The following is a 14984-nucleotide window of genomic DNA, read 5'->3' as shown; positions in this document are numbered from 1 at the left end:
TTGCGAATTTGAATATTGAATTTACCTATAAGCAGAAAATGGGGGTGTATGAGGAGTTTGAAAATATTTGTTTTGTGGATACTTTGGATAATACCTCTTTTGAGGGTAAGCAAATGGATTTGTTTGCTATGACTGTGGAGAATACTGCGAGAATTAAAAGACAGAATGATAGAACTATTTCTGTGATTATTGGTAATCCTCCTTATAATGCAAATCAACAGAATGAAAATGATAATAACAAAAATCGTTTTTATCCAGCCATTGATAAATTAATTCAAGAAAGTTATGTAAAACATAGTAATGCTCAGAAAACAAGAGCTTATGATATGTACACTAGATTTATTAGATGGGCTTCTGATAGACTAGGTAAAAATGGGATTATTGCGTTTGTTTCTAATAGTTCTTTTATAGATTCTATTAGTTATGATGGTTTTAGAAAAGTTGTAGCTAAGGAATTTAATGAAATTCATATTATTGATATGAAAGGTAATGCAAGAACTAGCGGAGAAAGACGACGTAAAGAAGGTGGTAATGTCTTTAGTGATGAAATTAGAGTAGGTATAGCTGTTTATTTTCTAGTCAGAAATGACAAAACTGAGGGTTTTAAGGTTTATTATAATGCTATTAAAGATTATGCAAATGCAGATGAAAAGAAAAGTTATTTTAGTTCTCAAAAATTTAGAGATTTAGGTTTTACTCATCTTAAACCAGATAATAATAGTAACTGGATAAATCTAGCTGATACTAACTTTGATATTCTAATACCTTTAGTTGATAAGAATGTTAAAGATGCAAAAAATGAGTTAGAAGAAAAAGCAATCTTTAAATTTTATACAAATGGAATTAAAAGCAATAGAGATGATTGGGTTTATGATTTTGAAAAAGATGTTTTATCTAATAAAATAAACTTTTTTATTGATTTTTATAATTCTGAGATTCAAAGATACAAAAAAGCTGAGAAAGTTGAAAACTTAGATGATTTTGTTGACTATACAATTAAATGGAGTAGAGATTTAAAGAAAAAATTATTATCTTATAAAGATGTTTGTTTTAATGAAAATCTAATTCAAATTTCTTTATACAGACCATTTATTCAACAATGCTTTTATTGCGATTTTATTCTCAATGATGTACTAACTGCAAATCATTGTACTTTATTCGGTAAAAGATTTGAAAAAAGTAATATTGTTATCTATTTTTCTGGAACTCCATTATCAAAACCTTTTCAAGTCTTTGTATCTCAAAAACCTTGTGATTATCACTTTCTTGAACAAACTCAGTGTCTCCCTCTCTACCGTTACGACAAAGAAGGAAAACGGATTGATAATATTACCGACTGGGGACTAAAACAAATTCAAACCCATTACCAAGATGAAACAATTACCAAAATAGACATCTTTCATTATACCTACGCAGTCCTACATAACCCAGCTTATCGCAGCAAATACGAACTCAACCTAAAACGGGAATTTCCCCGCTTACCCTATTATGAAAACTTCCGAAAATGGGTTAATTGGGGAAAACAACTCATGGAAATTCATATTAACTATGAAACAGTTACACCTTATAACCTAACCCGTCTTGATATTCCCTTAAAAGATAACCAAAAAACACCCAAACCGAAACTAAAAGCAGATAAAACCAAAGATAGTATCATCTTAGATGATGTCACCACATTATCAAACATTCCTAAAATCGCGTGGGAATATATGTTAGGTAATCGTAGTGCATTAGAATGGATATTAGATCAATATAAAGAGAAAAAACCAAAAGATCCCACCATTGCGGAAAAATTCAATACCTATCGTTTCGCAGATTATAAACAACAGGTAATAGATTTATTAATGAGAGTTTGTAGCGTGAGTGTAGAAACAATGAAAATAATTAGAGAAATGTCCGAATCAGGATAACCAGAATTAAAAGATGTAGAGGATGAAATATCAAAAATTAAACGCAGATAAACGCCGATAAACGCAGATAATTTTGATATTTTCTCCGTGTTCTCTGTGTCCTCTGTGGTTCGATAAAAAAAAAGAAATTGTCAGAATCAGGATAACCAGGATTTGAGGATTTTCAGGATGAAATATCAAAAATTAAACGCAGATAAACGCAGATAATTTTGACATTTTCTCCGTGTTCTCTGTGTCCTCTGTGGTTCGATAAAAAAAAAGAAATTGTCTGAATCAGGATAACCAGGATTAAAGGATTTTCAGGATGAAATATCAAAAATTAAACGCAGATAAACGCAGATAAACGCAGATAATTTTGACATTTTCTCTGTGTTCTCTGTGTTCTCTGTGGTTCGATAAAAAAAAGAAATGGTCAGAATCAGGATAACCAGGATTAAAGGATTTTCAGGATGAGGAATTTGTCTGTGTGTTTTCAGTTGTAAAATAATAGATTTACACATTCTTCACGAGTCAAATTAAAATGATTTTCTACATCTCGTAAAATTGCGCTCAGAGTTCCGATTTTCATAGGACTATGATTAGGAATAGTAATATGATGTTCACCATTTTCTTGAGTAGTTAAGCGAATATGACTACCTGTTTGATGATCAATCACATATCCTAATTTACTTAAAGCTTTAGTAAGTGCTGATCCTGATAAATCTCTAGGTAATTTCATGAAGCAATTATCTCATCTCTAACAATATGTAAACGAATTAATTGAGGACGATTTTGGACATTAGGATAATGACAATGAACAGCATCCTTGATTAATTCTCGTAACTCTGGAAGAGTATCAGCTTGAGTAAAAATTGATTGATTAATTGCTTGAGCAATATAACCACCTTCATCATCTTCTTCAACTAGAAAAATAATTTCTTTGATGTTATTTTCTTGCATGATGTGTAATGTTCAATCATGAAATTTTAGGTTATGATTATAATATCATCATTACCGATATTTTTTCTCTGTGTTCTCTGTGGTTCGATAAAAAAAAAGAACTTGTCAGAATCAGGATCACCAGGATTAAAAGATGTACAGGATGAAATATCAAAAATTAAACGCAGATAAACGCAGATAACCGCAGATAATTTTGACATTTTCTCCGTGTTCTCTGTGTCCTCTGTGGTTCGATAAAAAAAAAGAAATTGTCAGAATCAGGATAACCAGGATTAAAGGATTTTCAGGATAAAATATCAAAAATTAAACGCAAATAAACGCAGATAAACGCAGATAATTTTGACATTTTCTCCGTGTTCTCTGTGTCCTCTGTGGTTCGATAAAAAACAAAACCTGTTCCCTGTTCCCTGTTCCCTGTTCCCTATTTGCAATAATTAATTATATTCATTAAAACCAACCTTTTCTCGCGTTAATCTGGTAAATATCTATTAAAATAAAAATTTTCAGGAGGTGCGGTAGTGAGTATCCAAAGTCTAGTTGAGCAGCCTACAATCCCTTCAAACATCCCCTTTAGTGCAGATAGCTTCAATCAAGTCGTCATGTCCACTTATGGACGCTTTCCCTTAGCTTTAGAACGGGGCGCTGGTTGTCGTGTTTGGGATACCCAGGGTAAGGAGTATCTGGATTTTGTCGCGGGAATAGCCACTTGTACTCTAGGACACGCTCATCCAGCAATGGTAGAAGCCGTAACTAGACAAATTCAAAAACTGCATCATGTCTCTAATTTGTATTATATTCCCGAACAAGGTCAATTAGCTAAATGGATTGTTGATCATTCTTGTGCAGATAAAGTATTTTTCTGCAATTCTGGGGCTGAAGCTAATGAAGCAGCTATTAAACTAGCTCGTAAATATGGACACACGGTTTTAGAGATTGCTAACCCGATTATTTTAACCGCCCATGCGAGTTTTCACGGGCGTACTTTAGCAACCGTTACCGCTACCGGACAACCCAAGTATCAAAAGCACTTTGATCCTTTAGTTCCTGGTTTCCATTATGTCAATTATAACGATATTAGAGCAGTTGAGGCTGCTGTTACCGAATTAGATGAAGGTAATTATCGTGTTGCAGCTATTTTAATTGAACCATTACAAGGTGAGGGTGGAGTTCGTCCTGGAGATATTGCCTATTTTAAGCGATTGCGGGAGATTTGTGATGAAACCGGTATTTTGTTGATTTTCGACGAAGTGCAGGTAGGTATGGGACGCAGTGGTAAATTATGGGGTTATGAACATTTGGGAGTAGAACCAGATATTTTCACCAGCGCCAAGGGTTTGGGCGGTGGTATTCCCATTGGTGCGATGATGAGTAAGAAATTCTGTGATATTTTCCAACCAGGAGAACACGCAAGTACCTTTGGTGGTAATCCCTTTGCTTGTGGTGTGGCGCTGAGTGTTTGTGAGACCTTGGAAAAAGAGAATATTTTACAGAATGTTACAGAACAGGGCGCACATTTACGAGAAGGATTAAAAGCGATCGCTCTTAAATATCCCCAGTATATCACAGAAGTGCGCGGTTGGGGTTTAATTAATGGCATGGAAATCAAAGCGGATATTCCCTTAACTGCGGCGGAAATTGTCAAAGCTGCTATGGAAGCAGGTTTATTACTTGTTCCCGCAGGTCCCAAAGTCGTCCGGTTTGTGCCTCCTCTGACTGTGACAGAGGTAGAAATCAACGCAGCATTAAAAGCCGTAGAAAAAGCACTAGCTAAAGTAATAGCATAGGTAATTAAAAATTCGTAATTTGTAATTTTAAGAATTATCAATTACGAATTTTTCAGCTTGTAAATTACAACATATCAATTTGAAATAAATTCATTAGTACAAAACAAAGCTATGCCAGAAACAAAATCTACTCATATAGTCCGCAGAGGAAGAATATTCCCAGAAATTCAATGGAATCAAGAACAGAAGACGCAATGGCAAGCTGAACGGGAAAAATTATCTCAAGAATGTAAAATAATTTTTGAGCAGTTAAAACCAGAACTAATTAAAACTCACTATAACTGGTACATAGCAATTGAGCCAAATAGCTGTGAATATTTTATTAATGAAGATCCCTTTTTAGCCGCACAACAAGCACATCAGAAATACCCAAATGTCAAACTGCACGTTTTCCGAATTAATGAAACTGGAGTGTGTGGTAAAATATGATTAAGGATTACCGGAAATTTTACTTGGTCGTAAATGGTTGAAAAATAGACGTTTGGTAATAGATATATCATCTTCTATATTAACCCTAGAATAAGACGTAATACAAATAAAAAGCGGAATTTTAACAAGATTTAAACAATGATGATCACTGACGATATAGTTGATCATGGTATTGCCTTTTCCCAATTACCAATTACCCATTACCAGCCTCAACAGATATGATAAATGTTCAACCGGACATGAGATGATTTCATAAACTTGCGGTATTTTACTGTAAAACAGTATAACTAGGTTTATTAATTACAAAAATGCCGCAAGATATAACCTTCATTCATAGCTTACTTCTCTTCAGTACGGCCTTTATTGCCGGTGGACTAAATGCTGTAGCGGGTGGTGGTAGTTTTATTACATTTCCGACTCTGATATTTACAGGTGTCGCACCAATTACTGCTAATGCTACTAATAATACTGCTCTGTGGATAGCAGCTATAGCCAGTGCGGGGGCTTATCGTCGAGATTTGAGTATCGAAAAACGACAATTATTACTACTGACTGGCACAAGTTTAGTTGGTGGTGTTATTGGTTCAGTGGCTTTATTATATACATCACCGGATGTATTTAAAAAGATGCTACCCTATTTGTTGCTATCAGCAACCTTGATATTTACATTTAGTGATTCTTTGAAAAGCTGGCTGCAACTTAGGACTAGAAATGATTTTTCTGCAACCCCACCTTTGTTTATTTTGCTAATTTCTCAATTGCTAATCTCTATTTATGGTGGTTTTTTTGGTGCTGGTATAGGCATTTTAATGTTAGCAACTTTAACCTTTTTAGGTATTAAAAATATTCACGCTATTAATGCTTTTAAAACCTGGTTAGGAAGTTGTATTAATGGTGTGGCAATTATTCCCTTTATGTTCGCTAATTTGATTGCCTGGCATCAAGTTATTATCATGGCAGTCGGAGGTTCTTTAGGTGGTTATTTGTGCGCTCATTTTGCTCGCCAATTAGAACCCGGTTTGGTGCGAAAATTTGTTATAGTGGTAGCTTTTGCTATGACTACCTACTTTTTTATTCATAGTTAAGTAAGTAGCGTTAAAAATTGTCGTTATGACAAGGGAACAGGGAAGAGGTTACAGGTTACAGGGAACAGGGAACAAAGATTAATTAAATATAAAACTACCAATTTTGTGATTTTGATTACAGTTTTTTCCATCTGGTAACGCTTGAATGGGAAAATAACTCATTTTTTCCCAAAAAATAAACAAGACTATCTCAAGGATTACACCATAGGGATCAACGCTAATCTAAAGCTAATCTAAAAAAGTTACATCTAAAGTAAATTTATATATCTAAAGCATGATGATAATAATTATCATGTTTAAGATAATAAAAGATATCAAGTTCAGGACAATCAAACATTTTTTTGTCAATTTTTGTTAATTTTTCTCAAATCAAAAATTATTAATTTCAGGGTTTTAAAAATGCAAGTATCACAAAAGATTCATTGCCCAAATTGCGGTAGTGCGGCTGAACGTCACTATATTGCTGATAGTCAAATTACGCGGACACAATGCCCTAGTTGCGACTACCTGATGATAACTTGCACTCGCACTGGTAAAGTCATTGAGGCTTATGCACCAGGTATTTATGCTAAGAAATAATTGACAATTTTCTCACAATTTTAATGACAATTTTTGACAATTTTAATGATAAATTATAAGCTGTTGTGTATTTAATTTGTATAAGTCTGGCGGGCAAGATGCCCACCCCACAAGATTTAACCATTTTAGGATTATACAATTCAGGTGCGTAACAGCTTATCATGTCCGCTCAATCACTGACGATATAGTTCATCATTGTATTGCCTTTTCCCAATTACCCATTACCCATTACCCATTACCAGCCTGAACAGACATGATATTACCTTTTAATTGTTCTCAATTGTCCACAAGCAGCGTCAGCTTCTAAACCACGAGAATAACGCACACTAACGGCGGTATTCTGTTGTTGAAGAACGTTAACAAAAGCTTCTATTCTGTCGCGGTTGGGTCTTTTATAATCTACTTCTTGAATGGGATTATAAGGAATCAAATTCACATGACTTTGAAAGCCTCGTAACCGTTTTGATAATTCTAAAGCGTGTTCAGGTAAATCATTGACTCCAGCCAGAAGAATATATTCAAAAGTTACTCTGCGTCCGGTTATTTCCACATATTCTCGACATTCTGCGAGTAAGTCTTCTATGGGGTAGGGTTTGGCGCTGGGAATGAGTTGTTCCCGTAATGCTTGGTTAGGTGCGTGGAGACTGACAGCGAGGGTAATTTGTAATTGGTGTGTGGCTACTTGACGAATACGCGAGGGAATGCCTACAGTAGATAGTGTAAGCGATCGCGCACCAATGCCCACATCTTGATTAATAGATTTAATTGCTAAAATTACATTTTCCGTATTTAACAACGGTTCACCCATGCCCATAAATACCACATTACTAACCCGTTCTTGAAAATCTTCTTGAACAGTTAGAACTTGATCAACAATTTCCCCACGGGTCAGATTGCGCTTATAACCACCTTTACCAGTAGCGCAGAAATCGCAGCCCATGGGACAACCCACTTGAGTAGAAACACAGACAGTTAAGCGTTTATCGCTGGGAATACCCACAGTTTCCACAATTTCCCCGTCAGCCAATTTCAGCAGATATTTAACCGTATCATCAGGGGCCACAGAGCGGTAATGTAGAGAAGAACGGCCTATGGGAATATCTGCCACTTGGGAACGCCAATTTTTAGGAAATACAGAAATATCAGCCAGGGAACGCGCTCCCTTATTATATATCCAATCATGCAATTGCTTACCCCGATAACTGGGCTGTCCCTGTTGCTGTACCCAAGCGGTTAACTCCGTTACCGAAGCGCCCAGGAGAGGAGGAAGAAGTTCAGATTTTACGGAGTTAGGTGAATCTACTTGAGATACAAGGGGCGTAGCAGACATAATAAATTACAAATTGATGCTAATTCCCTATTGTACTATAGGAATCCGGTTTGATTACTGAATTTATTTGTGTGGTCAGGGAACAGGGAACTCTTAACTGGGAACAGGGAACACAGGAAGAAAGACAGAATTGATATCTACTGAGTCTTGTATGGCTACGCCACGCAAGCTATCAAAAATCAAATAGAAGTCCTATATATTGTTTTTATTTCGCGCCAAGGAGCAAAGACGCAAAGCCAGAAATAGATTAAGGGACATCCAAGGTAATAATAGTAACTTCTGGCGGACAAAATAACCGCCCTGGGAAATAAGTTCCTAAACCACGATTTACATATAATTGATTATTTCCTATTTGATGTAAACCTTCTGACCATTGCCAATGGTGTAATATGGAATTGCTTTTCCGTAAAAATGGTAGTTTGCGGCTAATTTTTCTGGGGATTTTTTTCAATATTTTTGTGTAGTAAATTATTGCTGGTCCTAGACCGGGAATAACAATTTGTCCCCCGTGAGTATGACCAGATAATTGTAAATCTACTCGCCATTTTTGCAGTATTTCTGCTGTATCTGGGTTATGGGATAGGACAATACAAGGTATAGTAGAATCAAGTTGGTTCATGATTGGTTCTGGGTTAAATTCTCGTGAATAAACATCTGCTAATCCGACTAGGGGTAATTTGTTTCCCAAGGGGTAAGCAATTTGATTCCAAAGAACTTTAATCCCGACCTTGGTTAAAGCAGCTGTAATTTCTGGTTTGGAACTGGGAAAAGCTATATCATGATTTCCCAGAATAGCATAGACACCATGGCGACTTTGGAGATTTTTCAGTTTTGGTGCTAATTGATGAATTGGTTTTGCTTTTGCGTTCACATAGTCACCAGTTAAAATTACTAGGTCTGGTTTGACTGCATTACTAATTGCGATCGCTTCTGTTAACATTTTCTCTGATAATAGACCATCAGCATAATGAAAATCTGACATCTGTACCAGTTTTAATCCTACTAAAGATGGATGTAAATTTTTGATTTTTACGACTAATTTTTCTGTGCTTAAAGCTCCAGATAATAACTTGTGCATAAATAAATAACTAATATCTATTAGATTTGATTGATCACTTAATATGAATACAACTCACTTGATTCTCAATCCTTATAGATTCCGAATTTATTTAATAATTATTTAAGAAGTTGGGGATCTATTTTGGCCACCATTTCCGCACGGGTAGAAACTTCTAATTTACGGAACATTCTTTTTAAAGCCTGTTTAACAGAATTTTGAGTAATCCATAATTTAGCTGCAATTTCGCCATTAGTGAAACCTTGGGCTACTAGTTTGGCAATTTCTAATTCTCGCGCTGTTAAGGGACAATTATCCACAGATAAAAAGGTTTTTGATTGTACCCGTAATGTGGCAATTTTAGCCGACAAATGCAGACAAACTGCACTTAAATCAGCTAAATCATTACTATCAAAAGGCAGATTTCCGGGGTCACGGGCAAAATTTAAAGTCCCCACTAATTGACCATCACAAACTATCGGACCAGTCATTACGTGCTCGTGACGAGTACAGTAATTTTTCCAATCTTCAGGAGATAAAATTAACTGTTCATGGGTGGGAGCGTGACGTTCCATAACATAACGCCCAATGGGATTAGCTTCTAAGCAAACAGCGGGAATTTCGGGAATTTTGATTTTAGTATTTAACTGGTAATCTAGGAGATTAATACCCCAATGTTGAACCGCAAAATGTTCGCCAATGGTATCCATTAAAGCTAGTTTTAATTCTTGCTCATTTTGGACATTAGCGATCGCCTGGAAAATGGCGTGGAGTGTTTTAGCCATAAGTGTACCCATTTGGGGACTATGCGAACCTTGATAATTACTTCTATGCTAATACCAGCAAGAATAAAATGCTATTTTCACTTCCTATAGAGGATTTTTCCCCATGACAGTCACTCAAATCTCTGCTCAAGAACTTTTTCAGGCTGCTTACGAAAACCGTTATACCTGGGATGAAAATTTCCCCGGTTATACCGCAGATATTACTTATAAGTATGATGGCCAAGTGATCACAGGTCAAGTCCGAATTGATGCCAGTCTCAAAGCTGAAGTTCTCAATGTCGAGGACGAAGCCGCTAAAAAAGCTATTCACGGTCAAGCCTGGGAAATCGCTGTTCACCGTGTGCGTCGTCCTTTTGCACAAACTCACGGCGCAAATACTTTTAGATATGGTAGCACGGATGCAACTGGCGCGGTAGAAATTTTTGTTGGTGGTAAGTCAGAAGGAGATAAATACAAAGTGCGTAACAATGAAGTTTGCCACGTTCACCGTTTAATTCACGGTACTTTTGTGACTATTGACACCTTTACCAGTCATGATACAGGGGCAGGATATCTTTCTCATACTTATAATTCTGTGTACCATGACCCAGAAACCGGCGCACAAAAGGGCGGAAAAAGCGATTTTACTGATGAATATGAAAAAGTAGGTAATTATTACATTCTCAACCGTCGGGAAATTCGCACGGAAATAGCCAACAGTCTTTCTATTCAAGATTTTATCTTTTCTAATATTGAGTTGTTAGGCTAGATTTTTGAATCGTTAAAAGTTTTTAAGATAGGCAAAATGCCTATCTTACAGCAGTTCCCGATATTCTGAAGTACAGATATTAATGATAAAACTCTTGTGGTGCGGGCATCTTGCCCGCATCAAGTGTAACTCACTCAAACTGAATTTGCTGTACAATGTAAGCATTGAATTAAAACTGTTCCCTGTTCCCTGTTAAGAGTTCCCTGCCCTCACAGACAACTTATTCAACAATTCCTATTTATTTTATTGGCAAACTCACCGTAAAAGTTGAACCAACTCCCACTTGACTATTAACTGTAATCTCACCCCCGTGTACTTCAACGCACTGTTTGACAATTGTTAATCCTAAACCACTACCAGGAATTATTCCTATATTTTCTCCTCGATGAAATGCTTGAAATACTTGTTTTTGGTCTGATTCTGTAATCCCAATTCCCCGATCTTGAAATCTCAAAATTACAGATTTTTCCTGTTTAATTATTTCCAATAAAATCCTACCGCCGGGACTTGAATATTTAATGGCATTATTGAGTAAATTACCGACAATATGCTTTAATAATGTTTCATCTCCCAAAAATTTAAAACAGTGTTCAGAACTGGTAAAAATTAAACTCAACTGTTTTTCTTGAGCCAATAATTGAGATTGTTCTACTAATTCATAGCATAATTTTTCTAAATCGAGTATCTGTGGTTGATAGCATAATTTACCAGCATCAGATTTACCAATTATTGAAGCTTCATCTAATAAATTGTAGACATTTTTAATCGCAGAACTAATAAGTTGTAAATGATTTATTTTGCCATCATTTGTTAATTCTTGATCACGCTTTTGTAGTAATCGAGCCGCTAAGAGAATCGTATTTAAAGGATTACGAATATCATGGGAAAGCATGGAAACAAATTCAGATTTAAGCTGATTACTTTCTTGGGATTTTAAAAGTTCTGTGGTTCTTTCTTCAACTTGATTTGCTAATGTTTGATTAACTTCATGTAATTGTTCTAAAAATTTTTTACGTTCTATAGCATATCTACAGGAACGCACCAATATATCTGGATTAACGTGCCTTTTCACTAGATAATCCTGCGCTCCCTGTTTCACTGCTTCAATGGCTAATTCTTCATCATTTGTGTTAGTCAGAACTATGATGGGAATACTAGGATTTTGCTGGAGTAACTGGGGTATGGAAGATAATCCTTGACTATCGGGAAGAGTTAGATCTAACAAAATTACGTCGTATTTTTCGTTGTTTAATTTGTTGATTCCCTCCTGGAGTTTTTGAACATGAACTAAACTGAAATTTTGAGATTTTGTCAGTTTAATAAACTCTTGTAATAACCTAGCTTCTGCTAAGTTATCTTCAATTAATAGGATTTTTAGTGTGGAAGTTGTAGTAATCATTTTCTGGTTTGACTCTGATGAGTTCTGAGTAAAATAAACTTTTATTAGATGAGTTTTCAAGGATATATCAAATATAGCTTTATGCAACGGATATACAAAATTTCCGGTAAAAGCCATATAGCAAAAGACTTTTATTCCTGACTCCTGCTATAGTTTTATTCTAATGGTAAAGTCGCGGTAGAAAACCAAAATCCCTCAATACTCTGGATGATTTGGAATAGCTCACTCAGATTACGAGGTTTGGTAATATAGCAGTTAGCGTGTAAGTCGTAACTATCGAAAATGTCATCTTCATTTTTTGAAGTGGTTAATACTATGACAGGAATGCGTCTTAGTCGAGGATCAGATTTAATTTCTGCTAATACTTCTCTCCCATCTTTTCTGGGTAAATTCAAATCTAATAAAATTAAATCAGGTCGTTGTGTGTTAGCATATTCTCCTTCTTGACGGAGATAATTTATAGCTTCTACACCATCTCTAACTGTAACTACTTGGTGAGGTAATGAACTGGTTTTTAATGCTTCTTGAATGAGACGAACATCAGCTTTATTGTCCTCCACTAAAAAGATTATTTTGTGTGTTTCTGCCATTTTAACGCTCACGATCACAACCTCTAACGGGAATTGTAAAGTAAAAAGTTGCACCTTGACCAAGTTGTGATTCTACCCAAATTCTTCCTCGATGACATTCAATGATTTTTTTACAAATAGCTAAACCCATTCCTGTACCGGGATATTCATTTCTAGTGTGTAAACGTTGAAAGATGATAAAAATGCGATCGCTAAATTGCGGATCTAGACCAATGCCGTTATCCTGAATTGAGAATAACCATTCATCTTCTAATCTTTCCGCACCAATATGAATTTTTGGTGGTTGACTACTGTGGAATTTAATAGCGTTACCAATGAGGTTTAAAAATAGCTGGATTAATTGTGTTTCATCGGCCATGACCGTGGGTAAGGGATCATGGGTAATGATTGCACCAGTTTCCCTAATCCGTTGACGTAAATTCTTCAAAGCCCGATTTACAGCAGTTTCTACCTCGGTAACTTGAAAAGCAATTCCTAATGTATCTACCTGGGAGTATGCGAGTACGTCATCAATTAAGGTCTGCATTAAACTTACTCCTTCGACAACATAACCAATAAACTCCTTTGCATCTGCGTCTATTGTTGCTGCATAGCGCATTTCCAAAAGTTGCACATAATTGGCTACTTGATTTAATGGTTCTTGCAAATCATGGGAAGCGACATAGGCAAATTTTCTCAATTCTGCATTAGAACGTTGTAAATTTTCAGCTAATTGGGCTAATTCATCAGCTTGACGGAGAACAATATTGATGATGGATTTTCGTAATTCCAATGCAGCTTTAATTTCTACATTTTGCCAGGGTAAAGATGTTAATTGAACTATTTCTTTCCATAAATCAAATGATTTACGCGGACACAACCGGACATTTCCCTCAGATTCATCAACTGAAAAAGCTTGATGGGGATTACCACCCCAATTTACAGTTTGAATCATTTCTGGTCGAAACCACAATAGATAATTTTTCTGAGAAATGGGAATAGCTAATAACCCACTAGCGACGTTTTTCAAGCTAATCGCATCTGGATAGATCTCAGCTAAGGAATTTGTGGAAAATACCTCATCTTTGACATTATTTTTCAGCCATGCTACTAAAAAATTCAGTTCTTCTGCTGGAGGAGTATTACCAATTAGAGTATATTTTCCGCCAAAATAAACTGCTGCTCCCCCTGCATTAGTTAAATCTAGCAGATTTATTTGATTTTTGACTAAACCATCAATAAAGTTCTGTTCTTGAGACATATATTCAACCAATTGGGATTGAACTTGTTTCAAATTTATCTGATATTTGTAATCTTCTGTTTCTTCTTTGCCAGAAATTTCTGAAAATATAATTCTTCCTAAAAATTCACAAGCTTTCCGTATTTCGTAGGAAATATATTTGGGTGATTGATGATGACAAGCAATTAAACCCCAAAGTTTGTGATCCTTAATTAAGGAGATTGTCAAAGATGCACCTACGCCCATATTATGTAAATATTCTATATGACATGGTGCGGCACTTCTGAGAGTGGAATTAGTTAAATCAATGGGTTTTCCGCTAACTGGGTTAATTTTTGGGAAAATTTCTACTGATGATTGAACGTTTGTATCGGGAATAACTCTAACGGAATTTTCGAGAAATAATTGTCGTGCTGGCTGAGGAATATCTGATTCTGGATAATGTAATCCTAAATAAGACTCTAAACTATCTATTTTTTCTTCAGCAATTACAGAACCATGTCCATCATCACAGAATTTATATAACATTACTCTGTCAAATCCGGTGATTTTGCGGATTTCTTGAACAATAATTTGACTAAAATCACGGAGGCTTTTAGTTTTTTCTAAGCGATTAATTGAGGCTTGAGCTAAATGATAAAAACTTAAAAAGGGAATATTCTCTTGAGATGCTGTAGGTTCTAATTCTAAGATTAAAAACCCTTGAGAATTTCGATAAAAAGTAGCATCAAATATTGTATATTCATCTCCTTGTTTCCTGATCCAAATTTTTGTAGGGTTAATAAAATCTAGATTTTCTTCTGATAACCAAAATTTGATTTTCTGTATTTGGTAAGGATCTAGTAAATCTTCTAATTCCTCTTGTACCATATCTTCTGGGGATATGCCAAAAGTATTAAAAGTATTTTCACTAATTTGTAATATTTGTAAATCTGGCTCTTGTAAGACTAACAAAATCCCATGGGGTTGAATTTCACTAATCAAATGTATTTGCGCTTCTTTTAAGCTTGTGATATTAATATGCTGTTGCTTAACATTGATATCCATAAATCCTTCCTTCCATGATTTTGGAGTATAAAATATGTAGATTGCATCTAAATTCCCCACACCTATAAAAATTTTTTTAATTT

General features: G+C 35.4%; 14 protein-coding genes. 6 read left to right on the top strand and 8 right to left on the bottom strand.

Annotated features, from left to right (window positions below):
* Nucleotides 1-1910 (top strand): type ISP restriction/modification enzyme (locus H6G25_RS12130; RefSeq protein WP_347239175.1); only part of this gene is annotated, 1910 nt, incomplete at its 5' end.
* 472 nt (nucleotides 1911-2382) lie between these two features.
* Here the strand turns inward: H6G25_RS12130 and H6G25_RS12125 are convergent.
* Complete coding sequence (locus tag H6G25_RS12125) at nucleotides 2383-2628, bottom strand: type II toxin-antitoxin system HicA family toxin (protein WP_028091119.1); 246 nt, start codon at nucleotides 2626-2628, stop codon at nucleotides 2383-2385.
* On the bottom strand, nucleotides 2625-2849 hold the full coding sequence (locus H6G25_RS12120; RefSeq protein ID WP_190392707.1) for a 2-oxoisovalerate dehydrogenase: 225 nt from the start codon (nucleotides 2847-2849) through the stop codon (nucleotides 2625-2627). The genes H6G25_RS12125 and H6G25_RS12120 overlap by 4 nt, the downstream gene beginning before the upstream one ends.
* 518 nt (nucleotides 2850-3367) lie before the next feature.
* On the opposite strand from H6G25_RS12120, the gene H6G25_RS12115 reads away from it, so the two are divergent.
* The 4 genes from H6G25_RS12115 to H6G25_RS12100 all read left to right on the top strand — a co-directional run bounded on the left by H6G25_RS12115 (nucleotide 3368) and on the right by H6G25_RS12100 (nucleotide 6726).
* Nucleotides 3368-4633 carry an acetylornithine/succinylornithine family transaminase gene (locus tag H6G25_RS12115; protein ID WP_190392706.1) on the top strand — a complete coding sequence of 422 codons (1266 nt, stop codon included), beginning with the start codon at nucleotides 3368-3370 and terminating at the stop codon, nucleotides 4631-4633.
* A gap of 111 nt (nucleotides 4634-4744) precedes the next feature.
* Nucleotides 4745-5062: a hypothetical protein gene (locus H6G25_RS12110; protein ID WP_190392705.1), complete on the top strand. Its 318-nt coding sequence runs from the start codon at nucleotides 4745-4747 to the stop codon at nucleotides 5060-5062.
* A 308-nt stretch (nucleotides 5063-5370) separates the two neighbouring features.
* Entirely contained in the window at nucleotides 5371-6147 is a 777-nt protein-coding gene (locus H6G25_RS12105; protein WP_190392704.1) for a sulfite exporter TauE/SafE family protein, read from the top strand.
* Between the two features lie 399 nt (nucleotides 6148-6546).
* Nucleotides 6547-6726: a replication restart DNA helicase PriA gene (locus tag H6G25_RS12100; protein WP_190392703.1), complete on the top strand. Its 180-nt coding sequence runs from the start codon at nucleotides 6547-6549 to the stop codon at nucleotides 6724-6726.
* A 259-nt stretch (nucleotides 6727-6985) separates the two neighbouring features.
* Here H6G25_RS12100 and rlmN read toward each other — a convergent pair whose 3' ends face one another.
* From rlmN to H6G25_RS12085, 3 genes are all read right to left on the bottom strand, one after another.
* Nucleotides 6986-8056 (bottom strand): 23S rRNA (adenine(2503)-C(2))-methyltransferase RlmN, encoded by a 1071-nt coding sequence (gene rlmN, locus H6G25_RS12095; protein ID WP_190392702.1) that lies wholly within the window; start codon nucleotides 8054-8056, stop codon nucleotides 6986-6988.
* A gap of 247 nt (nucleotides 8057-8303) precedes the next feature.
* Entirely contained in the window at nucleotides 8304-9134 is an 831-nt protein-coding gene (locus tag H6G25_RS12090) for a metallophosphoesterase (RefSeq protein ID WP_190392701.1), read from the bottom strand.
* Nucleotides 9135-9232: 98 nt separating this feature from the next.
* Nucleotides 9233-9898: a LuxR C-terminal-related transcriptional regulator gene (locus H6G25_RS12085; RefSeq protein ID WP_190392700.1), complete on the bottom strand. Its 666-nt coding sequence runs from the start codon at nucleotides 9896-9898 to the stop codon at nucleotides 9233-9235.
* A 103-nt stretch (nucleotides 9899-10001) separates the two neighbouring features.
* Here H6G25_RS12085 and H6G25_RS12080 point away from each other — a divergent pair, with 103 nt between their 5' ends.
* A complete protein-coding gene (locus H6G25_RS12080) occupies nucleotides 10002-10646 on the top strand; it encodes a DUF3386 domain-containing protein (RefSeq protein WP_028091127.1) in 645 nt (214 codons plus the stop codon).
* A gap of 238 nt (nucleotides 10647-10884) precedes the next feature.
* Here the strand turns inward: H6G25_RS12080 and H6G25_RS12075 are convergent, their stop codons facing one another.
* The 3 genes from H6G25_RS12075 to H6G25_RS12065 form a co-directional block, all read right to left on the bottom strand.
* On the bottom strand, nucleotides 10885-12045 hold the full coding sequence (locus tag H6G25_RS12075) for a hybrid sensor histidine kinase/response regulator (RefSeq protein WP_190392699.1): 1161 nt from the start codon (nucleotides 12043-12045) through the stop codon (nucleotides 10885-10887).
* 155 nt (nucleotides 12046-12200) lie between these two features.
* Entirely contained in the window at nucleotides 12201-12647 is a 447-nt protein-coding gene (locus tag H6G25_RS12070) for a response regulator (RefSeq protein ID WP_190392698.1), read from the bottom strand.
* Entirely contained in the window at nucleotides 12637-14901 is a 2265-nt protein-coding gene (locus H6G25_RS12065; RefSeq protein ID WP_190392697.1) for an ATP-binding protein, read from the bottom strand. Before H6G25_RS12065 ends, H6G25_RS12070 begins: the two co-directional genes overlap by 11 nt.
* Nucleotides 14902-14984 lie beyond the last annotated feature (83 nt).

It is taken from the genome of Dolichospermum sp. FACHB-1091 (assembly GCF_014697585.1).
GTDB lineage: Bacteria > Cyanobacteriota > Cyanobacteriia > Cyanobacteriales > Nostocaceae > Dolichospermum.
The sequence above is the reverse complement of the archived record's forward strand: the minus strand, read 5'-3'. Positions and strand labels throughout refer to the sequence as shown.